Consider the following 19,698-nt stretch of genomic DNA (forward strand, 5'->3'; position numbering starts at 1 on the left):
GCGAGGAACAGCCTGACCATGCAGCTGGACGCGATGTACCAGGAGATCATCCTGGACCACTACCGCAACCCTCACCACAAGGGGCTGCGGGACCCGCACGACGCGGAGGCGCACCACGTCAACCCCACCTGCGGGGACGAGGTGACGCTCCGGGTGGCGCTGGCCCCCGCGGACGGGGCGGCCCTCGACGAGAAGGCGATCGTCAGCGACGTCTCCTACGAGGGGATGGGCTGCTCGATCAGCCAGGCCAGCACGTCGGTTCTCACCGACCTGCTGATCGGGCGGACGGTCGCCGAGGGCATGGCGACCCTGGAGGCCTTCACCGAGCTGATGCAGTCCAAGGGCCAGGGCGAGCCCGACGAGGACGTGCTGGAGGACGCGGTGGCGTTCGCCGGCGTGTCGAAGTACCCGGCACGGGTCAAGTGTGCGCTGCTGGGGTGGATGGCCTGGAAGGACGCTGTGTCGAAGTCCCTGGAGAAGGAAGGCGCCCGATGAGCGAGAACGAGACGGCGAAGGCCGGGGCCGCCGAGGGCTCCGAGTCCGCCGAGCCCCTGTCCCCCGAAGCCGAGCAGCTGGTCGAGGAGATCGGCGAGGCGCTCAAGGACGTGATCGACCCCGAACTGGGAGTCAACGTCGTGGACCTGGGTCTGCTGTACGGGGTGAGCGCCGACGACGACGTCATCACCCTGGACATGACCCTGACCAGCGCGGCGTGCCCGCTGACCGACGTGATCGAGGACCAGGCCACCAGCGCCCTGGACGAGTTCGAGCGCGAGGTGAAGATCAACTGGGTCTGGATGCCGCCGTGGGGTCCGGACAAGATCACCGACGACGGGCGGGACCAGTTGCGCATGCTGGGCTTCAACGTCTGACGTGCCGTAGGAGACACCGCGCCGCGGGTGTCCGTGGAGGGTGACGGGTGGGCGGGCCGGGACCCCGTGGGTCCCGGCCCGCCCACCCGATTCCTGCTACCGCGCCCTCCGGGTGACGATGATGCGGGCCGACACGGCCACGAAGGCGATCGGAGCGCTGGGAGCGAGGGGTTCGCCCAGCAGTGGCACCGCCCACGCCAGGGTGAGCACGGGCTGGGCGCGCTGGAGCTGGCTCCCCCGGGACACGCCGATGGTCGCCATTTGGCCGTACTCAGGCCACGAACCCGGCGAACTGGCGGACGAGCACGAGGATCACCCCACCTCTCTTAGGTAAGGCTAACCTACATCCTTTCGGGTGGCCGGTGTTGGCCCCGCCCCCAACGCCCGGAGCCCGGGGCGCGGCGGCGTGGACGGTCAGCGGGCTGCGAGCAGCCCGGCGCGCAACTCACCGGCGATATCGTCGTCACCGCGCAGTTCGAACCGGTCGATGAGCGCCTGGGGGTCGGCGAGGGCGGCCTCGTCGTCGCTGATCCGTCGGGCGAGGATCCGCAGCGACTCCTCGGTGGAGGCGTGCGCGGTGTACCCGCTCAGGTGCAGGGCGCGCCCGGCGGGAGAGTAGCCGCTCAGGTCGGTCGACGGCAGCTTGCGCGCGTCGAGCCGATCGCCCGCCACGGTGATGAACATCCGGTCTCCGGGCTGGGCCGCCTGCCGACGCAGGAGCGGACGCAGGGAGTCGAACGCCGGCTGGTCGCGCCACACGAGCACGAGCAGATCCGCGCCGGGGGCGGTCAGGCACAGCAGACGGCCCGGCTGGAGACCCAGATGCGTCGCGTATCCCGCCGGAACCGCCACGGGAGCCCCGTTGAGGTGGTCGGCGGTGATGTCGACCCGGTGCCACCAGCGCCCGTCCGGGGCGCGGAAGCACCGCGCCGCCATCGCCGGATCGCCCGGGGCCACGGGAGCCGCCGGAACGGCCATGGAGGGCGGGGGAACGGTCGGGATCGGGCCGGGGGGCATGCGGTCGGGCCGGTGCGCGGCCCCGGGAGGAGCGTACTCGGGTCTGTGGTGGTGGCTCTCGGGCGACGCAGCGCCGGAGGCCTCCTCGGGCACGGGACCCGCCTGCCCTTCGGGACGGCGCCGAATGGGCAGCCCGTTCTCGGTCCGGGCGCCGGAACCGCCCGACGAGCCGCTGGAGGGGGCCTCCATCGGCACAGACGGGTCGACGAACACGTGCCCGTCCTTGAGGCTCACCCCCGGGGTGCTCAACAACCAGGCCCGCAACTCCTGCTGACGGATACCGATCTGCCCCAACCGAAAGCCCGCTTCGGTGAGGCTCGGGGCGTCGGCGAGCAGCTCGCGGGTCTGCCAGCGCAGACGGTTGGGGTCGTCGGCGATCAGCCAGCCGTTGTGCATGCGGCGGTCGGTGAACAAGGTGATGACCACCCGCCACAGCGGCGTGTGCAGCGTGGGCACGTTCACGGCGTGGTCGGCGTGGGCGTTGATCAGCCGGTCGATGGTGGTGGCCGACCCCAACTGCTCGGACAGCTCGCGCAGGTGCTTGGTGATCGGCGCGCCCTCGGCGGAGTTCAGCCACCGCAACAGGCGTTCCTCGACCCGGCGCTGGGCCGCGCGGATCTCGGTGACGTCCACCGCGATCTGCTCGGAGAGCACGCGGATGCTGATCGGATCGGTGGCGAAGAGCCGCTCAGCGGCCACCGTGCGCTCCAGGTCGGGCCAGGAACGGAACAGGCCGTCGACCAGGTCGACCAGGGGGTGGTCGCCCAGGGTCGGCGCGGGTTGCTCCTCCTCCACGGCCTCGGAGCGCATCGCCTTGGGCGGGCCGAAGGAGGGGCGGCGCAGCGTGCGGCCGGGACCCAACAGGGAGCTGCGGAACTGCGAGCGCAGGTCGCCCAGCCCCTCGGTGGCCGTGGAACCGGCGACGGCCTCGGCGCCCTGGACTCCGCCCGGGATCATCGCGGCGGAGCTGACCATGCCGGTCGGCGCGGAGCCCTGTCCGACCGCGGCGGCCTCGACCGTTCGGGCGCCCTCCGGGCCGTACTGGTCCTCGGCCCGTTGGGCGCGCAGGGCCCGAAGCGTGCGGATGGCCCGGGTCGCCGGGGTCTGCGGAGGCGCCGGGTCGGGCCCGGCGCCCTCGGAGACCTCCGACCCGCCGACCGTGCCCGTCGCGGCGGTCAGATACTCCAGCGCGTCCCGCACGTGCTCGGGGGCGGAGTCCGGCAGCCAGTGCGAGACCGTGCGTACCGCCTCCAGCATCAGCGCGGGGGAGGGCGTGGGGCCGCTGGGCAGTTCGCAGCAGGGCTGGAGGGCACGCCAGGCGACCGTGCTGACGATGTCCAGGACACCGCAACCGGGGATCGGCCACTCCCCGATCTCCTGGGGGCTGGCCGAGATGAGGTGCTCCCAGTCGCCCGCGGTCGCGGTGACCGCGCCGCGCACGGGCTCGGCCAGGTCCGCGCAGTCCACCCGCTGGATGCGCAGGCTCGGGAGGAACTCGCCGAGCGGGACGTGCGCCCACTGTTCGGTGGCCAGTCGGGCGACGCCGTTGGCGAGCCAGGGCGGTCCGGCGATGTCGAGCACGCGCGCCACGGGCAGGGAGTGCCACCAGCCGTCGATGAGCCGGTCGTGGTGGAGCAGGGGTGCCACGTCCGGCGACCGCGACCACCGCAGGGCGGGAGCGAGGTCGACGAGGCAGATCGGGGAGACGGCGTTCATCCGCTGGGGACCTCGACCTCCTGGTGACTGCACGTGAATTGGGGAGGAACCGCACGGGCCTTCGGTTCAGTGCACCACAGTACGCGCCCCTCACCCATGGGTGGCCGGACCGGAGGGGCCGGTCGGTCGTGCCGTGGGTGGACACGGCGTGCCGGGGGACAGGGGGCGCCGTGAGTACTTGACGGAGATCGTACGTGGCCGGAAGCCACATGGGTACCCCCGGGACGTCCCGGTCTGCCTCGACCCGGTTGTGACCCGGCCGTGCGGGGACCGTGACAAGGGCCATCGCGGACGCGCCGGCCCCCGTCGGTGTGAGCCACCTCATAGTGCTCGGGGGCGGCGGAGGCCCTGCGGGGCAGGCGGTCGCGGTGCGCGGACCGCCCGGGACCAGGCCGGACCAGGGTGTACGACACGTCCCGAGCCCTCCCCGTTCCGGCGTGCTGACGGTGGCCACCGGTATGCTGGTCGGGCACTGTCCTCGTCCGAACGCCCTTTGGCCGGATGGCCGCCGGGCGGCCGACCCGGGGTCGACGGTGTTCGGATCGGGGCGGCGGCATCGCGGCCCCTGCCAGACTTCCGTTCCCGCGCGCCCTCGGCGCGACGCGCGCGTGGGGCGGTCGAGCCGGACGATTGGTTGACGTGACTGACGTAGAGACGAATCCCCCAGCGGCCGCGCGCGCGAGACGACCGGACGCCATCCGGTCCTACGTCGCGATCGGCGACAGCATCACCGAGGGGATGGAAGACGACAGCGGACCGAACGGCGAGTACCGAGGCTTCGCCGACCGCCTCGCGGAGCACCTCGGCTCCTACACGCCCGACTTCCGCTACGCGAACCTCGCCGTGCGCGGCCGCCGGATGCGGCACATCTTCGGTGAACAGCTCGACCTGACCCTGGAGTGGAAGCCGGACCTGGTGACCGTCCTGGCGGGCGGCAACGACGTGCTGCGCCCCGGCGGTGACCTCGACGAGCTCGCCGAGCAGTTCGAGGCGGGCATCCGGAAGTTGCGCGACGCCGGGATCCGCGTCGTGATCCTGTCCGGCCACGACACCGGGTGGATCCCCGTCCTGCGCTACTACCGCGGCCGCATCGCCGTGTTCAGCATGCACATGCGCGCCGTCGCCGAGCGCACCGGCACCGAGATCGTGGACCTGTGGGCGCTCAACGCCCTCACCGACTCCCGTGCCTGGAGCGACGACCGCCTCCACCTCAACGGCGCCGGGCACCGGATCGTCGCGGCACGCATCGCCGACCTGCTCGGCTTCCCGATGGGCCCCCGCGAGTCCTGGACCGACCCGTGGAGCACCCCGCCCCAGCAGCTGCCGCGCATCCTGCGACGTCGGGAGAACCGCCGCTGGGCCCGCCAGTACCTGGTGCCGTGGCTGCGCCGCCGTGCCCTGGGCCGATCGTCCGGCGACGGCCGCCTTCCCAAACGGCCCACGCTCGCATACCTGCACGACGAGGCGACCCGAGAGCGGATGGCGCGCGCCATCGAGGAGGCCGCGGACCGCGGCGGGTTCGAGGCCGTCGGCGGGGGCGTGCCGACCAGCAGCCCGTCGGGTACGAAGGGTCCCGCTCCCAGCCATTAGGACGCGTGCGGTGGATGCCGCCCGTCGCGCAGCGGGGTATGTGCCCGCGGCCCACGCTTCGGGCGCCCGCTCCGGAACGGCCCGGGACCGGCTCAGCTGCGGGAGAGCGACTGGATCAGGTCGGACACGTGGACCACGCCCACGACCTGGCCGTAGGAGTTGACGGCGATCAGGTCCTCGTAGACCCGCGCGTTGTCCTGCCCGGCCACGCGCAGCGCGGCGATCGCCGACATCCACGCGGGCACGGTCCTCGGCGACTCCGCCAGCCGCATCGAGGGGCGCTTGGCGTGCAGCGCGTGCCCGTACCGGCCGGTCACCGACAGCAGGAACCGCGTCCGGTCGATGACGCCCAGCGGGCGGTCCCGGTGGTCGATGAGGATGACGCTGTTGAGCGCCGGGTCACCGGTGAACGCGTCGAGGATCTCCTCGGCCGTGGAGTCGGAGTCGAAGCCCACCGGCGGGAGCATGAACTCCGTGATCTGCGGCCCGGCGTCGCTCGGGTCCTGGTCGGTCGGCACGGGTTCGGGCACGGGCGTCACGCGTCCGCCCGGCCGCCAGTCGCTGTCGGCGAAGAAGTCGCCGGTTCCCACGCGCAGGCCGCAGCGGCGCAGCCGGACGACGTCCTCGGCGCTGGAGACGCCCGCCGCCATCGCGTAGACCCCGCTGCCCCGGCCGATACGGGCCAGCCCCTCGACGATGGTGGTCCGCCGCTGGTCGGAGGAGACCCCCGACACGATCGTGGGGTCCAGCCGGACGAGGAAGGGCGTGGTCTCCAGGATCAGGTCAGGGCGGACCAGCGCGGTGCCGAAGCCGCAGCGGAACCCGGCGGTCCGCAGCCGCGCCACACCGGAGGCGATGGTCCCGCGGGGCAGGTCGGCCAGGTCCGCCGTGAGCATGACAGTGATGTCGCGCGGGCGTCGGCCCGCCTGGCGCAGTCGGCTGTCGAGCAGGGAGACGAACGCGTCGCCCGCGGTCAGCGTCCGTGCGGGAAGGGGCAGGACGAGCGGCAGCAGGCTCTCGGTGCTCGCCGCCTCCTTGACCAGCGCCAGCAGCCATTCGGCGACCACGACCTGTTCCCGGTCGGTCACCTCGACGACACCGTCCCGGCCGGCGGGCGGCAGGGACGTGACGACCTCGACGGCCACGACGGCACCGGAGTCGAGGTCCACCACGGGCCGGAAGGTCACGGAGTCGGAGGAACGCCGGGCGCCGGGCGGGCTCTCGCCGGTGGGAGGGCTCTCTTCGACATGCTGGGGCGAAGGGACAGTCACACACCCATAGTGGCGGGACCGGAACCCGCGCAGAAGGTCTGTGGGCCGCTGTTCAACAGACCTTCACCTGCACGCAGTCACTGCGGGTCAGGCGCGGTCACCCGTACCTGACAAGGCGAACGGGCGCCACGGCGGTGCCGTGACGCCCGAAGGGCCGGGTCAGGCGCGGCGGAACGCCAGGGCGACGTTGTGCCCGCCGAAACCGAAGGACTCGTTGATGGCCGCCACGTCGCCGGCGGGCATGTCCCGGGGTTTGTCGCGGACGATGTCCACGACGACCTCCGGGTCGAGCTCCTCGATGTTGATCGTCGGCGGGATGCGACCGTCGTGCAGAGCCAGGACCGTGGCGATCGACTCCACGGCTCCGGCGCCGCCCAGCAGGTGGCCGGTCATCGACTTGGTCGAGGTCACCGCGACGCGGTCGGCGGCGCTGTCGCCCAGGGCGGAGCGGATCGCGCGGGTCTCGCCGACGTCACCGGCGGGCGTCGACGTGGCGTGCGCGTTGACGTGCACGATGTCGCTGGGAGTGAGACCGCCGTCGGCCAGGGCCAGGTCGATCGCGCGGGCCTGCCCCGCGCCCTCGGGGTCGGGCTGGACGATGTCGTAGGAGTCGGCGGTGTAGCCCACGCCGGCGGCGTGCGCGTACACGCGGGCACCCCTCCTGGCGGCGTGCTCCGCGGACTCCAGGACCACGATCCCGGCGCCCTCGCCCATGACGAACCCGTCACGGTTCCTGTCCCACGGGCGTGAGGCGCCCTGCGGGTCGTCGTTGCGGGTGGACAGGGCGCGCATGGACGCGAACGAGGCGATGTTGAGCGGGTGGATCGCCGCCTCGGTGCCTCCGGCGATGACGATGTCGGCGCGGCCGTCGCGGATCATGTCGATCGCGTTGGCGATGGCCTCGGCACTGGACGCGCATGCGCTGACCGGGGCGTGCGCGCCGGCACGGGCGCCGTACTCCAGGGAGACCGCCGCGGCGGGGCTGTTGGGCATGAGCATGGGCACGGTGAACGGGGAGACCCGCTTCCAGCCCTTCTCACGGAAGGTGTCGTACTGCTCAAGGATGGTGAGGATCCCACCGATACCGCTGGAGACGACGACGCCCAGGCGCACGGGGTCGACCTCGGGGCTGCCCGCGTCGGCCCAGGCCTCCTCGGCGGCGATCAGGGCGAACTGCTGGGTGCGGTCGAGCCTGCGCAGCCTCGGGCGGGGAAGCTTCTCGGAGGGCTCCTGTGCGATGCGCCCGGCGAAGTGCACCGGAAGCGCCTCGTGCCAGTCGGGGTCGAGCATGGTGACACCGGACCGGCCGTCGAGGAGCGCGGACCATGTGGTCGCGACGTCACCCCCGAGGGGGGTGGTGGCACCGAGGCCGGTGACGACGACATCGGTCTTGGACATGATCCGATCGCCCTTCTCGTGGATCGTACCCGGCCGCGGGGAACCGGGAGGCGTTGGCGGATGTCTGGACGGGTCCGGGCGGCGCGCGCCGCCCGGGTTCGCGGACGTGGCCGCCGGGGCCTCCCCGGCCCCGGTGACCACGGGGACGCTACTTCTGGATGAAGGTGATGACGTCCTGGACCGTCTTCAGGTCCTTGAGTTGGTCGTCGGGGATCTCGACGCCGAACTTGTCCTGGGCGGCGACGGCGATCTCCACCATGGACAGCGAGTCGATGTCCAGGTCGTCGACGAAGCTCTTCTCCGGGGTGACCTCGGAGGGCTCGGTGCCGACGATCTCCTCGATGATCTCGCCGAGGCCGGTCAGGATCTCCTGCTCGCTGTGGGCCATGTCGTGTGTCTCCTTGCTTGACGTTCTGTTCCGGGGGCGTCCCGCGCTGTGCGGGGCCGGCTCGTGCGGAGTGCCGCGGACCGGGGGTGCGGGATCAGGGGATGCGGATCACCTGAGCGGCGTACACCAGTCCCGCCCCGAAGCCCAGGGTGAGCACGGTGCTCCCCGAGGGCAGTTCTCCGCGTCCGACCATGCGCGAGAGCGCGAGGGGAATGGACGCGGAGGAGGTGTTGCCAGCGGTGACGATATCGCGGGCCACGAGTGCCTGTGGCGCACCCAGCTTCCGGGCGATCGACTCCACGATGCGCAGATTGGCCTGGTGCGGCACGAACGCGGTCAGCTCACCGGGTTCCACCCCGGCCCTGTCCAGGGCCTCCAGCGCGACCTTGTACAGCTCCGTGGTGGTCCAGCGGAAGACCGCCTGACCCTCCTGGTAGAGGTACTTGTGGTCGCGCAGGTAGATCTTTTCGGCGCGGTCGCCGTCCGAGCCCCAGACCACGGGGCCGATGCCGTGCTCCTCGGCCGCGGAGACCACGACGGCGCCCGCGCGTCGGCGAAGATCACACAGGTGGACCGGTCGTCCCAGTCCACCCACTCGCTGAGCTTCTCGGAACCGACCACCAGCACGTTGCGGGCGCTCCCGGCGCGCACCGCGTCCGAGGCGACGCCGAGCGCGTAGCAAAAGCCCGCGCAGGCGGCGTTGACGTCGAAGGCCCCGGGGGCGGTGACGCCCAGGCGCGCGGCGACCGTCGCGGCGGTGTTGGGAATCTGGTCGGTGGCGGTGCACGTGGCGACGATCACCAGGTCGATGTCGTCGGGGGACAGCCCGCTGGCGGCCAGCGCCTTGCCGCCCGCGGCCACGCCCATGCTCGCCACGGTGTCCTCGGGTCCGGCGATGCGGCGCTCCTCGATGCCGACACGGCTGCGGATCCACTCGTCGGTGGTCGCGACCCGGGCCTCCAGGTCGGCGTTGGTCACGACCCGCGAGGGCTGGTACTCGCCGAAGGCGACGATGGCCGCGCCCGCGGGAGTGCTCGGGGTGTTGAACATGTCTCAGCCTTCCTGGTCGGCGCCCGCCGGGGCGCTGGCCCCGGCGTGCTCCTTGATGAGGGCGGTGGCGCGGTCGATGTCGTCCGGCGTCTTCACCGCGAGCGTTTCCACCCCGCGCAGCGCCCGCCTGGCCAGACCGGTGAGGGTGCCGGCCGGAGTCAGTTCGATCAGGGCGGTCACGCCCAGGTCGGCGAGGGTCTGGGTGCAGGAGTCCCAACGGACCGGAGAGGAGATCTGGGAGACGAGGCGGTCGAGGTAGTCCGCGCCGCGCTTGACGACGGCGCCGTCGGCATTGGACAGCAGCCGGACCGTGGGGTCCTGGGGGGTCAAAGGGGCCGCGGCCGCGCGGACGCGCTCGACGGCGGGGGCCATGTGCTCGGTGTGGAACGCACCGGCGACGGAGAGGGGGCGCAGCCGGGCGCGGGCGGGCGGGTCCTCCGCGAACGCCGCGAGCTGCCCGGTGGTCCCGGCGGCCACGATCTGCCCGGATCCATTGTCGTTGGCGGGGGTCAGCCCGGCGTCCGCGATGGCCTGGAGCACCTCCTCGCGAACGCCCCCGAGCACGGCGGTCATGCCGGTCTCGGTGCGCGCGGCGGCGTCGGCCATCCCCTGGCCGCGCTCGGCGACCAGGGCCAGGGCCTCATGGGGGGACAGGACCCCCGCCACCGCCGCGGCGGTGAACTCGCCCACGCTGTGACCGGCGACGGCGTCCACGAGGGCGCGATCGGCCGGCAGCGCCGGGGAGGGCGTGGTCAGTGTGCCCAGGATCGCGGAGGCGGCCACCAGACCGGCGCTGACCAGCAGCGGCTGGGCGACGGCCGTGTCGCGGATCTCGTCGGCGTCGGCCTCGGTGCCGTAGCGGACCAGGTCGAGGCCCGTGACCTCGGACCACGCGGCGAATTGTTCGGGGACACCGGGCAGTTCGAGCCACGGAGAGAGGAAACCGGGGACCTGGGCGCCTTGGCCTGGAGCAACGATGACAAGCACATCATCAACCTTGCCCTGTTGGAGTTCACCAGTCAGAGGGGGAGGGGCACGAAGTTCCCTCGGGGTCGTTTGTAGGCCCTCCACAAAACGGTAGCCGAGGAACGTAGCCGCAGGTGCGCGCGGAGTGTGACAGATCACTCCGGGGCGGCCCGAGGGGCGCGCGAACCGGGGCAGGGGCCCGGCGGCGGTTCTCCGGCGAGGGTCGACCTGGGGCGCGCCGCTCCCGGGACTGTCGCGGGATGCGAACCTAGAGATGTGAACACCCAAGACCAGGATGCCCGAGACTCCGCCAACCGGGAACGGAACCGGCAGACCGAGCAGGACCGCGTGCGCGCCGAGACCGTGCGGCGGCTGGAGCGCTCCATGGGCGCGCTCGGCACGGCGGCCGTCGCGCGCATGGACGAGCGGCTCGGATGGTTCCGCCGGATGTCGGCCGAGGACCGGTCGTGGATCGGCCTGGTGGCGCAGTCGGGGGTGGCGGCCTTCGTCGACTGGTTCCGCAACCCCGTGCGCGGCCGACCCGCGATCACGGTCGAGGTCTTCGGCACGGCCCCGCGCGAGCTGACCCGGTCGGTGTCGCTCCAGCAGACCGTCGACATGATCCGCGTGGTCATCGACGTGGTCGAGGCCCAGGTCGACGAACTCGCGGCGCCGGGCGGGGCCCAGCAGCTGCGCGAGGCGGTGCTGCGCTACACGCGGGAGGTGGCGTTCAGCTCGGCGAAGGTCTACGCGCGGGCGGCCGAGGCCCGGGGGGCGTGGGACGCCCGCCTGGAGGCGCTCATCGTCGACGCGCTGCTGCACGGCGACCGGGAGGAGGGTCTGGAGACCTGGGGCTCGGCCCTGGGCTGGTCGCACACCCCGGTGATCGCCGTGACGGGGGAGACCGAGGGCGAGGGCGGAGCCAAGGTCCTGGACGACCTGCGCGCGGCCGCCCGGCGGCTCGGACACGACGTGCTCGCGGGCCGTCAGGGGGCGCGGGTGGTCGTGGTGGTCGCGTCGGCGACCGCTACCCGGAGGAGGAACTGCCCCTCGCCGCGGGGGAGCCCCTCGCCGGGCTGTTCGGGCCGGGGCCGGTCGTGGTCGGCCCGGCCGTGCCCGACCTGCGCGCCGCGGGGTCCTCGGCGCGGGCGGCGGTCAGCGGCCTGCGCGCGGCGGTGGCCTGGCCCGACGCGCCGCGCCCGGTGCTCGCTGACGACCTGCTGCCCGAGCGCGCGTTGAACGGGGACGCCGACGCGCGGCGGCAGTTGGTCGAGCAGGTCCACGTCCCGCTGGCCAGGGCGGGGTCGCCGTTGCTGGACACGCTGTCGGTGTACCTGGAGCACGCGTCGTCGCTGGAGGCCACCGCGCGGATGCTGTTCGTGCACCCCAACACCGTCCGGTACCGGCTCAGCCGCATCGCCGAACTGACCGGGCACACCCCCTCGGACGGGCGCGGATCCTTCGTGCTCAGGATCGCCGTGGCCCTGGGGCGGCTGGAGGGCGCCGCGTAGGCGTCGCAGGAGGGGATCCTCCAAGGCGGTTCGGCGTTTCGCGCCGGTGTCCGTGACCCGATCGTTGCCCGCTCTACCTGCCTGCTTATGGATCTTTCACTCCGGTCGGGTATGTCTGTAACTGCCCGTGTGCGCCCGGGGACCACATGAAAGGGATAACTTTGTGGTGGGCGGAACGCCGGTGGGACCCGCGAGGACGGGCACACGCGAGGTTCCCGCGCCGCCCCGGCACGACGTTCTTGGGGGTCAAGGCTGTGGTCGAGCGACTGAGGAAGAGCTTCCGGCTGATCGAGACGGCGACCGAGGCCGTACTCCAGCCAACACAGGAGGGCGAGCTGCGCAGGCGGGTCCTGTTCTGGGTCCCCGCGCCGATTCCGATCCTCGCCCTCGTCTACCTCGTGGTCGGGGGTGATCTGTCCGCGCCGGGGTGGACGATCCTCCTGGCCTCCTCGGTGGGCGTGGGCACGCTGCTCCTCGCCCTGGTCGTCCAGCCGACACCGCTCCCGGAGGGGCTGTCCCCGCAGGTCTCCGCACGTCGGTCCCTGCACCGCTTCCGGCAGTTCACCAGTCTGCGGGTCTGCCTGGCGCTCGTCCCGGTGCTGCTCGGCGCCGCGGCGTCCCTCGTGGGCGGCGGCCTCTACCCGCTCTTGGCCGCCCTCGCGCTGGCCTGGCCGCAGCTGCTGTTGGCGCTGCCCACCTTCTTCACCATCACGCGGGCGCGCCGTGCCATGGAGGCGTGGGGCACCACCGCCTACCTCTGGCACGCCCTGTCCCGCAGGGCGGCGGTCACCTGGCCGGTCGCCACGCCGCTCGCGCGCGCCTGGCGGCGGTGGCGGCAGGAGCGGGACCGCCGCCGGGCCGAGACGGAGTCGGCGGCCGAGCGGACAGCCGCGGACGCCGGTGCGGTTCCGGACGGCGCGGGCGCTGCTGACACGAGCCGGGCGGCCCCGACCGAGAGGAGCCGGGGACCCCGCGCGGACACGGAGGACACGGCCGGGGCCCGGACCGGGTCGCGCTCCGGGGCCGGGGTCTGGACCGAGCGGACGCGAGGGGCCGCTGACGGGACGCGGGTGATCGTGCACCGCGCGGCGCGCAGCATCATCGAACGGGGCGGCGCCCTGCGGACCGCCGGCGGCCGGGACCGCCGCGGCACGCGGTCGACGCGGCGGCCGAGCTCGCCCAAGCACTGATCGGTGCGGGGTCCCGTGTGAGCGCGCTTCGCCCTCACACGCTCGCGCGGCGGTGCACCCGGGGCAGGGCGTCCTGCCCCGCCTCGGGACAGTGGTACCAGGCGGCCTCCGCCGAGGCGCCCTCGAAGACCACCTCGCCGATGGTGTTCCCGAAGTAGGGGGGACCCGCCAGCCGCCAGCGGAGCCAGGGCCGGGGCGCCCTGGCGAGCCACGCCAGGAGTCGCCCAAGGACCGCGAACGGCCCGCTGGCGGAGAGGCGAACCGCACGGCGCAAGGGGATCGGCATCTGGTTGCACAGCGGCGAGGAGACGAGCTGGGCCACGCGTGTGCGGTGCCCGCCGGACGGTCCCGGTTCCGCGCCGTCCCAGCGAATTCCGCCCGTTCCCCCGGCCCGCGCGAGGTAGGAGAAGTGGACGTCTCCACTCAGGAACAGGACCGTGGCCGGTGCCGGGCCGCGCTCGCCGCCGACCAGCGCGCGCACGCCCGCGCCCAGGCGTCGGAAGGAGCGCTGGAAGGCGCCCCAGTGTTCCAGGTCCAGGGCCTGGCGCAGCCGCTCGGCCGGTTCCCGGGCCCAGCCGCCCCACGCGCCCGCGCACACCGCCTCGTTCCAGGCCTCCAGGTGGTGGACGGCCGGAGGGAGCAGGACGGGGACCGTGGAGGCGACCACGACGTGCTCGGGGCCGCCCGTGAGCTGATCGTCGAGCCAGTCGTGTCCGTCCGGGCCGAGGATGGACCGCCCGGACCCCTCGCCGAGGGCGCGACCGCACCGGGTGTCGGCGACCAGGACTCGGACCGGTCCAATGTCCAGGCGGTGGCTCCAGCGGTAGGAGGAGGGTTCGCGGTGGGCGCGCAGGGCGAAGTCGTCCACGACCCCGGCCGCGTCGGAGCCGTGGTCGCGCACCCGGGTCCAGACGGGGTCGGCGGCGCGGGCCTCGGGGGAGAGGTTCCCCAGGTGCTGGTAGACCCAGTACGAGCCCAGGCCGCTGGTGATCCGTGACCGCCACCAGGGAAGGGCCTCCATGGACCGGCGCCACGCGGCGGAGGTGTTCCAGTCGTCGCGGATGTCGTGGTCGTCGAAGACCATGAGGCTGGGGACGGTCGACAGCAGCCAGCGCACCTGCGGGTCGCTCCAGGCCTGCCGGTAGAGCTCGGCGTACTCGTCGTACCGGACCACCTCGTCGTCGGGGGCGCCGTCGGCGGGGTCGGCGGCGCGCGACTGGCGCAGGACCGCGCGCATGGACTCCTGGACCTCGTCGGCGTAGACCTGGTCGCCGATGAGCAGAAGCAGGAGGTTGCCGTCCACGGGTTCCCCGGCCAGCCGCCGGGCGGTGGCGCGGAGCATGTCCGGTCCGTGGCGGACGAGGCCCTCCGGGCTGTCGCCCGTGGGGGTGTGGCACGAGCCGTACAGCAGGCGGGTGGGCGCGTCTGGGTCGAGGGCGCGCAGGACGCTGGGCGGGAAGGGACTGCCTGGTTCGGGCCACACGGGTGCGTCGTCGAGGAGGACCTCGTAGGGAAGGCGCGAGCCGGGCGGCAGCCCGGCGACCTCGCACACCGCGTAGTGATGGCCGTGCACGGTGAAGGTACGTGCCGAGCCGGCGTCGCGGCCGTCGACGCGGAGGCGCACCAGGCACGGCGCGTCCGCCTCCACCCAGACCGTGGCGGTGGTCGGTCCGGCGTGCCGGAGCAGGGGCCCCAGACGTAACGAGACAGTCACCGTTCCCCCTTGTTTGTCCCAGGTTCTCACACGTCGTGGACGAGTATGGCGTTTCGTGGGCGCATCGTCATCCACAGTCGGGCCGAAGATGGTTGCACGAGCGCCCCGGCTGCGCGAAGGTGGCGCTATGCGGACACAGATCCTTGAGCTGCACACAGGAGGTTCGGAGAGCATCACGGACATCACCCGCGAGTGCGCCGACTTCGTGGCGGGCGGCGGCGACGGACTCCTCAACGTGTTCGTCCCGCACGCGACCGCCGGCGTGGCCATCATCGAACTCGGCGCCGGGTCCGACGATGACCTGCTCGCCTCACTCGACGACCTGCTCCCCGCCGACGACCGCTGGCGGCATCAGCACGGCTCCCGCGGGCACGGACGATCGCACGTCATGCCCGCCTACGTCGCCCCGCAGACCACCGTCCCCGTGCTGTCCGGACGGCTCGAACTGGGGACGTGGCAGTCCGTCGCCCTGGTCGACCTCAACATCGACAACCCGGACCGGCAGGTGCGCCTGTCGTTCCTGACGACGGCGTGAGAGGGGAACCGCCGTGGCCCGGCTCGGACGGCGCGTTGACGGGAGATGCCACTAGCGTGTGAACTAGGTGATCAGTGGTGGTCACGGACCACGCGACGGACGGGAATGTGGCCCGGCATCGTTGTGACAACTGCTTCGTGCAGGCAAGATTGAGAAAAACCATCTGTGGAGGAGAACTTTCGTGAGCGCGACCGCGGGCCAGGCACAGAGCGAACGCGGCTTGGCTGACCGACTCGGATTCAAGCCGGGTCAGGTGGTGCAGGAATTCGGCTTCGACGACGACGTCGACGAGGGACTGCGCGCTTCCATCGCCGAACTCACGGGCGAGGCACTGGTCGACGAGGACTTCGACGGCGATGTCGATGCGGCACTGCTGTGGTGGCGGTCCGACGAGGAGGGGGATCTCACCGACGCCTGATGGACACGGTGCCCCTGATCGCCGACGGTGGCATCATCCTGGTGTTGACGCCGAAGGCAGGGCGTGAACTGCACGTGTCCCCGAACGACGTCTCCGAGGCGGCCACCACGTCCGGCCTGTCGCAGACCAGTGCGATCAGTGTCGGCGCGGACTGGTCGTGCACCCGTATGGTCGTTCCCAAGCGGTGACGGACTCCACCCCGAGCGGGTGGGGGTATCCGGTGCCGCGCGTCCCGAAGCAGGGCGCGCGGCGCTGAGGAGCGCCCGCCGACGAACATGACAGACACCATCACCGTGGGCGCCTACGCGCCCGACTTCACGCTGTGCGACCAGTACGGGCAGGACACGACCCTGACCGGCCTGCGGGGCCGTCCCGTGCTGGTGGTCTTCTATCCTCTGGCCTTCTCCGGCGTCTGCTCGGGCGAACTGGCCGACCTGAGCGCGCGACACGCGGAGTTCGCGGCACTGGGGGCCGCGGTCCTCGCCGTGTCCGTGGACTCGGTGTTCGCCCTGCGCACGTGGTCGGACCGGGAGTCCTTCCCGTTCGCCCTGCTGTCGGACTTCTGGCCGCATGGGGCGGTCGCCGACGCCTACGGGGTCTTCGACCCCACCCGCGGCACCGCCCGGCGCGGCACCTTCCTCGTCGACGACGACGGGATCGTCCGCTGGACCGTGACCACGCCCGTCTCCGAGCCCCGCGACGTTGACGACTACCTCCGAGAACTGCGTTCCCTGACCGGAAACGGCTGACGCGAGGGCAGACACGAGGCGGTATGATCGCTCGCGACGCGGGCGCGTAGCTCAGTTGGTCAGAGCAATTGCCTTACAAGCAATAGGTCAGGGGTTCGAGTCCCTTCGCGCCCACGGACTCGGGACGACCCTGCTCGGGGGCCTTCGGCCGCCTCGCGGGGTCGTCCGTCGTGTTTTCCGGGGGGAGACCCCCCGAACCCCCGAGACACCCCCTGCGGCCGCGGCCGCGCAGGCCGGCGGGGTGAGCACGGCGGTTTCTTGCATCGCGGGGCTGCGCCCCGGGGGTCGTGGTTGGATCGCGCAGGGTCCACTCGACACTCACACGACTCTGCCCGGGGGCCTTGGGCCGCTTGGCGGGATCGTCTTGTCTTCTCTTCTGGGGAAACGCGGGATTGCTCCGATGTGGCGGTTTCACCTGTAGCGCATCGCGGCTTCTGCTCGTTTGGTGAAGTCGGCGGGAGAGATGATGCCCCGTCCCTTCCACCCCTTCGGGCGCCCCAGGACGAGCAGGTCGCTGTCGTTGCTGACGATCAGAGATGCATCGGTGAAGGCGGCCAAATCGAGGATCAGATTGTCCTCGGGGTCCTCACAGTCATGTTGCGTCTGCGGAACGTCGCTGTAGTAGCCGCCTCCGGACAGCTCAGCCAGGTCGCAGATGAGATCGATATAGGTGTCCACATCCGATTCCAGCCATCCTGTGTCGATCAGCTTGTGATCGACCATGGCGAGGATGTGCTCACTCACCTACAAGGCATACCCCCGTCCCAAGACCCCTCCATCACGGATTACTCCGAGAACGTGCAGGCTTGGATGCACCCGCCGGGGAGGAAGTGACGGTATACCGTCGAACCCCAGCGGGTCACCCAGAATCTCCAGGTTGTTGCCACTGACGGCATCGATGTAGACGTTGGCGTCCAGTACGACACCGAGCAGGGAACCTCCATCGTTCACTTACGCCGGCTCCTTGTCCTGCGACGTACCCGCTCCAGAGATGCTTCCTTCTGCTCGGGAGTCGCTGCACGCCAGCTCTCCTTCGCTCCATCCTTGGTTGCGGCTCCTCGACCGGAGGAAGCCATTGCGTCGGCAACCTGGTCAAGTCCGGTGTCAACGCCATCGATGAGTCGCGTGCGACGCTCCGCCAACGCGAGCACGTCTGCGGCCAGCAACCGCCAGTGCGTGCCCACACGTGTCGCGTTCACATCGCCGCGCTCGATGAAGCGATACACCATGGGTCGGGACACACCGAGTAGTTCGGCCGCCTGCTGTGGACTGAGCATCACATCGTGGCTGATGACGGAGACGCTTTGGCCGTTCGCCCTGGCAAGGGCGATCGCCAAGAGGGCTCGCAGCTCGTCTCTGTCGAGTTGGTACTCTTCTCCGCCGGGTAGCCTCAGGACCACCTGCGCTGTGTCGCTGAGGATCTGGCTGACGGCTGTTCGGGTGGCTTCCCTCTGCTCTTCTGATGCTGGCGGAGCGATCTCCTCCACCACTCTGGTGAGTGCTGTAGCCATATCACCCTCCCTTAACTGTAATAAGTGTAACCTCTCGACGGTGTCGGTACACAAGGATCGGCAGAGGTCTTGCGCCCAGGCACGGACCGCAATCGTGGCGAGCGATCATCGGATCCGCTTCGTTGACCGGCGGTTCCATCGCATCTGCACACTGTGGCGTTTGAGGATGGCGCTCACCGTCTGTCGGGTGATGCCGAAGCTTTCTCCCAGCTTGTAGACGTTCGTGCCTGCTTGGTAGGCGGCGATCAGCTCGTTGACTTCGTGGGGCTTGAGACGTTTCGCGGTGCCCGGCTTCTTCGTAGGCTTCTCGTGCTGGGGGAGGGGTGCTGTCGGTGCGGGTAGCTCGCGGAGGAGTGTTTCGAGCTTGGCGGCGAGCTGGACAGGGTTGTAGTTGGTTTGCCCAGGGTCCACGGGCTCAGGACGACCCTGCTCGGGGGCCTTCGGCCGCCTCACCGGGTCGTCCTTCGTGTCTCCCGGGGGGAGACCCCCCGAACCCCCCGAGGTACCCCCCTGCGGCCGAGGTCGCGCAGATCGGCGGGGTGAGTGCAGCGGTTTCTTGCATCGTGGGGCTGCGCCCCCGGGGGTTGTAGTTGGCTTGCCCAGGGTCCACTCGCCTCCGAGACGGCCCTGTTCCCTCCGAGACGGCCCTGTTCGCGCGTGAACGCGCTCACCGGGTCGTCCGTCGCGTTCATCGGGGGAGACCGTAGTTGGTACGGGTGCCGGCACCCCCGATTGCACTTATGTATGCGGATTGCATACAATGACTGGATGGAAACCCGACTGGAAGCCGCCATCGTCGAGTGGCACGCGAGCGTCAATGGCAAGAGCCCGCAACGGTCCGCGAGCGGGGTCGGTGATCCGATCGTCGTACTCGGACCCAAGGGCGCTGGCCCGATCACCCCCTCGCAGTTCGCGGAGTGGGTGGAGCGTACCGGGATCGAGTTGACCCCACGGTCGTGGCACCCGATCAGTGAACGGCTGATGGTGGTCGAGGAGGATGCAACCTGGCCGGAGAGCACGGCGGCGACACGTGTGGCGACGGTCTTCCGTGCCTCCGGCGGCAAGGTGACGGCCGCCTTGCGCCTGCCGGACCTCAAGTCCGCCCTTGAACTGGCCTACATCTGCCGCGAGATGGCGGCATCCGAGTGACGGGCGAGGAGCCGGGCCAACTCCTGTTCAGGTTCGTCAGGCACTGGTCACGCCGCTCCGCGACGGACGACCCCGGGGCTGGGCAGGGGCGCCTGGTGCTGGTCAGCGAAGCGGTCCACTCCCTCGGCCAGCGCGGTCTCCGTGCGAGTGTCGACTCGATCGCGCACGAGATCGGGATCGACCAGAGCGGGGCCTCGCGGTTGGTCAGGAGCGCCGCGGACGCTGGATATCTGGTCACGGCGGTATCCGAGACTGATGGCCGACGACGTGAGGTGTCGCTCACCCCCGCGGGCCGGTCCATGCTGGACCAGGCTCATCACTGGCAGGAGGAGATCTTTGCCCAGCTGACCGCTGGGTGGAGCGAGAAGAGGCGCCTCGACTTTCAGCGGGCGATGACCGATCTGATGGACAGGTCCTACGCGATGGACGAATGAGCCACGCCATCGCGCCGTCGGGCGTCGAGGGGCACCGCCGACTCGTCGAGCGCACGTGTCGCGGCACGGACGGGCATCTCGCGAGCCCGAACGTCGAAGTGGGCAGCGGAGGGCGCCGTCACCGCGCGCCGGACCACTCGACCGTTCCTCGGCTGCGCACCGAAGTCCGGCCGGTCATGCCCTGAACGGGTGTCGCCGACTCCGCCGGCGGCACCGGGG

The 19,698-nt window shown here is 71.5% G+C and carries 19 protein-coding genes, 1 tRNA gene and 3 pseudogenes; 12 read left to right on the forward strand and 11 right to left on the reverse strand.

What is annotated here, in order from left to right; genetic code table 11:
* The first annotated feature begins 18 nt into the window (after window positions 1-18).
* Both sufU and BJF83_RS01710 read left to right on the forward strand, forming a co-directional pair.
* On the forward strand, window positions 19-495 hold the full coding sequence (sufU, locus tag BJF83_RS01705) for a Fe-S cluster assembly sulfur transfer protein SufU (RefSeq protein WP_075924896.1): 477 nt from the start codon (window positions 19-21) through the stop codon (window positions 493-495).
* The gene (locus BJF83_RS01710; protein ID WP_075924897.1) at window positions 492-872 is read left to right on the forward strand and encodes a metal-sulfur cluster assembly factor; all 381 of its coding nucleotides are present in this window, start codon (window positions 492-494) and stop codon (window positions 870-872) included. The genes sufU and BJF83_RS01710 overlap by 4 nt, the downstream gene beginning before the upstream one ends.
* Window positions 873-968: 96 nt before the next feature.
* Here BJF83_RS01710 and BJF83_RS25850 read toward each other — a convergent pair whose 3' ends face one another.
* On the reverse strand, window positions 969-1,133 hold the full coding sequence (locus BJF83_RS25850; RefSeq protein WP_187347058.1) for a hypothetical protein: 165 nt from the start codon (window positions 1,131-1,133) through the stop codon (window positions 969-971).
* Window positions 1,134-1,286: 153 nt separating this feature from the next.
* Window positions 1,287-3,605, reverse strand: a complete 2,319-nt coding sequence (locus BJF83_RS01715; protein WP_075924898.1) for a hypothetical protein — start codon at window positions 3,603-3,605, stop codon at window positions 1,287-1,289.
* 639 nt (window positions 3,606-4,244) lie between these two features.
* On the opposite strand from BJF83_RS01715, the gene BJF83_RS01720 reads away from it, so the two are divergent.
* Window positions 4,245-5,195, forward strand: coding sequence for an SGNH/GDSL hydrolase family protein (locus tag BJF83_RS01720; RefSeq protein WP_075924899.1), 951 nt, complete (start codon window positions 4,245-4,247; stop codon window positions 5,193-5,195).
* Window positions 5,196-5,287: 92 nt separating this feature from the next.
* On the opposite strand, the gene BJF83_RS01725 is transcribed toward BJF83_RS01720, so the two are convergent.
* The 5 genes and pseudogenes from BJF83_RS01725 to BJF83_RS01745 all read right to left on the reverse strand — a co-directional run bounded on the left by BJF83_RS01725 (window position 5,288) and on the right by BJF83_RS01745 (window position 10,289).
* Window positions 5,288-6,466, reverse strand: a complete 1,179-nt coding sequence (locus BJF83_RS01725) for an EAL domain-containing protein (RefSeq protein ID WP_075924900.1) — start codon at window positions 6,464-6,466, stop codon at window positions 5,288-5,290.
* A gap of 159 nt (window positions 6,467-6,625) precedes the next feature.
* On the reverse strand, window positions 6,626-7,864 hold the full coding sequence (gene fabF, locus BJF83_RS01730; protein ID WP_075924901.1) for a beta-ketoacyl-ACP synthase II: 1,239 nt from the start codon (window positions 7,862-7,864) through the stop codon (window positions 6,626-6,628).
* A 148-nt stretch (window positions 7,865-8,012) separates the two neighbouring features.
* Window positions 8,013-8,252, reverse strand: coding sequence for an acyl carrier protein (locus tag BJF83_RS01735; protein WP_017598397.1), 240 nt, complete (start codon window positions 8,250-8,252; stop codon window positions 8,013-8,015).
* 94 nt (window positions 8,253-8,346) lie between these two features.
* Window positions 8,347-9,302: pseudogene (locus BJF83_RS01740) on the reverse strand (beta-ketoacyl-ACP synthase III).
* Between the two features lie 3 nt (window positions 9,303-9,305).
* A complete protein-coding gene (locus tag BJF83_RS01745; protein ID WP_083678370.1) occupies window positions 9,306-10,289 on the reverse strand; it encodes an ACP S-malonyltransferase in 984 nt (327 codons plus the stop codon).
* A gap of 363 nt (window positions 10,290-10,652) precedes the next feature.
* On the opposite strand from BJF83_RS01745, the pseudogene BJF83_RS01750 reads away from it, so the two are divergent.
* Window positions 10,653-11,779: pseudogene (locus BJF83_RS01750) on the forward strand (PucR family transcriptional regulator).
* Between the two features lie 254 nt (window positions 11,780-12,033).
* Window positions 12,034-12,969 (forward strand): hypothetical protein, encoded by a 936-nt coding sequence (locus BJF83_RS01755; protein ID WP_075924902.1) that lies wholly within the window; start codon window positions 12,034-12,036, stop codon window positions 12,967-12,969.
* Between the two features lie 34 nt (window positions 12,970-13,003).
* Here BJF83_RS01755 and BJF83_RS01760 read toward each other — a convergent pair whose 3' ends face one another.
* Window positions 13,004-14,683, reverse strand: coding sequence for an alkaline phosphatase D family protein (locus BJF83_RS01760; RefSeq protein WP_075924903.1), 1,680 nt, complete (start codon window positions 14,681-14,683; stop codon window positions 13,004-13,006).
* A 127-nt stretch (window positions 14,684-14,810) separates the two neighbouring features.
* Here BJF83_RS01760 and BJF83_RS01765 point away from each other — a divergent pair, with 127 nt between their 5' ends.
* The 4 genes and pseudogenes from BJF83_RS01765 (at window position 14,811) to BJF83_RS01780 (ending at window position 16,499) form a co-directional block, all read left to right on the forward strand.
* The gene (locus tag BJF83_RS01765; protein WP_075924904.1) at window positions 14,811-15,218 is read left to right on the forward strand and encodes a secondary thiamine-phosphate synthase enzyme YjbQ; all 408 of its coding nucleotides are present in this window, start codon (window positions 14,811-14,813) and stop codon (window positions 15,216-15,218) included.
* A gap of 181 nt (window positions 15,219-15,399) precedes the next feature.
* A pseudogene (locus BJF83_RS01770) lies at window positions 15,400-15,824 on the forward strand (DUF3052 domain-containing protein).
* Window positions 15,825-15,911: 87 nt separating this feature from the next.
* A complete protein-coding gene (locus BJF83_RS01775; RefSeq protein ID WP_075924905.1) occupies window positions 15,912-16,385 on the forward strand; it encodes a redoxin domain-containing protein in 474 nt (157 codons plus the stop codon).
* Window positions 16,386-16,425: 40 nt separating this feature from the next.
* A tRNA-Val gene (locus tag BJF83_RS01780) sits at window positions 16,426-16,499 on the forward strand.
* 297 nt (window positions 16,500-16,796) lie between these two features.
* Here the strand turns inward: BJF83_RS01780 and BJF83_RS01785 are convergent.
* The 3 genes from BJF83_RS01785 to BJF83_RS01795 all read right to left on the reverse strand — a co-directional run bounded on the left by BJF83_RS01785 (window position 16,797) and on the right by BJF83_RS01795 (window position 18,349).
* The gene (locus BJF83_RS01785; protein ID WP_075924906.1) at window positions 16,797-17,129 is read right to left on the reverse strand and encodes a hypothetical protein; all 333 of its coding nucleotides are present in this window, start codon (window positions 17,127-17,129) and stop codon (window positions 16,797-16,799) included.
* Between the two features lie 203 nt (window positions 17,130-17,332).
* Window positions 17,333-17,896, reverse strand: a complete 564-nt coding sequence (locus tag BJF83_RS01790; RefSeq protein ID WP_083678371.1) for a helix-turn-helix domain-containing protein — start codon at window positions 17,894-17,896, stop codon at window positions 17,333-17,335.
* Between the two features lie 105 nt (window positions 17,897-18,001).
* Window positions 18,002-18,349 (reverse strand): hypothetical protein, encoded by a 348-nt coding sequence (locus BJF83_RS01795; RefSeq protein WP_075924908.1) that lies wholly within the window; start codon window positions 18,347-18,349, stop codon window positions 18,002-18,004.
* A gap of 315 nt (window positions 18,350-18,664) precedes the next feature.
* On the opposite strand from BJF83_RS01795, the gene BJF83_RS01800 reads away from it, so the two are divergent.
* The 3 genes from BJF83_RS01800 to BJF83_RS26435 are packed head-to-tail and all read left to right on the forward strand — an operon-like array spanning window position 18,665 to window position 19,664.
* The gene (locus tag BJF83_RS01800) at window positions 18,665-19,045 is read left to right on the forward strand and encodes a hypothetical protein (protein ID WP_075924909.1); all 381 of its coding nucleotides are present in this window, start codon (window positions 18,665-18,667) and stop codon (window positions 19,043-19,045) included.
* The gene (locus BJF83_RS01805; protein ID WP_075924910.1) at window positions 19,042-19,479 is read left to right on the forward strand and encodes a MarR family winged helix-turn-helix transcriptional regulator; all 438 of its coding nucleotides are present in this window, start codon (window positions 19,042-19,044) and stop codon (window positions 19,477-19,479) included. The genes BJF83_RS01800 and BJF83_RS01805 overlap by 4 nt, the downstream gene beginning before the upstream one ends.
* The gene (locus tag BJF83_RS26435) at window positions 19,476-19,664 is read left to right on the forward strand and encodes a hypothetical protein (protein WP_143831750.1); all 189 of its coding nucleotides are present in this window, start codon (window positions 19,476-19,478) and stop codon (window positions 19,662-19,664) included. Before BJF83_RS01805 ends, BJF83_RS26435 begins: the two co-directional genes overlap by 4 nt.
* The last annotated feature ends 34 nt before the right edge of the window (window positions 19,665-19,698 follow it).

This window comes from Nocardiopsis sp. CNR-923 (assembly GCF_001942255.1).
In the GTDB taxonomy this organism is placed as follows: domain Bacteria; phylum Actinomycetota; class Actinomycetes; order Streptosporangiales; family Streptosporangiaceae; genus Nocardiopsis.

Coding starts and splice junctions, on each gene's coding strand:
- BJF83_RS26435 (WP_143831750.1), top strand. CDS start 19,476: ATGAGCCACGCCATCGCGCCGTCGGGCGTCGAGGGGCACCGCCGACTC.
- sufU (WP_075924896.1), top strand. CDS start 19: ATGCAGCTGGACGCGATGTACCAGGAGATCATCCTGGACCACTACCGC.
- BJF83_RS01765 (WP_075924904.1), top strand. CDS start 14,811: ATGCGGACACAGATCCTTGAGCTGCACACAGGAGGTTCGGAGAGCATC.
- BJF83_RS01710 (WP_075924897.1), top strand. CDS start 492: ATGAGCGAGAACGAGACGGCGAAGGCCGGGGCCGCCGAGGGCTCCGAG.
- BJF83_RS01775 (WP_075924905.1), top strand. CDS start 15,912: ATGACAGACACCATCACCGTGGGCGCCTACGCGCCCGACTTCACGCTG.
- BJF83_RS01735 (WP_017598397.1), bottom strand. CDS start 8,252: ATGGCCCACAGCGAGCAGGAGATCCTGACCGGCCTCGGCGAGATCATC.
- BJF83_RS01800 (WP_075924909.1), top strand. CDS start 18,665: ATGGAAACCCGACTGGAAGCCGCCATCGTCGAGTGGCACGCGAGCGTC.
- BJF83_RS01790 (WP_083678371.1), bottom strand. CDS start 17,896: ATGGCTACAGCACTCACCAGAGTGGTGGAGGAGATCGCTCCGCCAGCA.
- BJF83_RS25850 (WP_187347058.1), bottom strand. CDS start 1,133: ATGGCGACCATCGGCGTGTCCCGGGGGAGCCAGCTCCAGCGCGCCCAG.
- fabF (WP_075924901.1), bottom strand. CDS start 7,864: ATGTCCAAGACCGATGTCGTCGTCACCGGCCTCGGTGCCACCACCCCC.
- BJF83_RS01715 (WP_075924898.1), bottom strand. CDS start 3,605: ATGAACGCCGTCTCCCCGATCTGCCTCGTCGACCTCGCTCCCGCCCTG.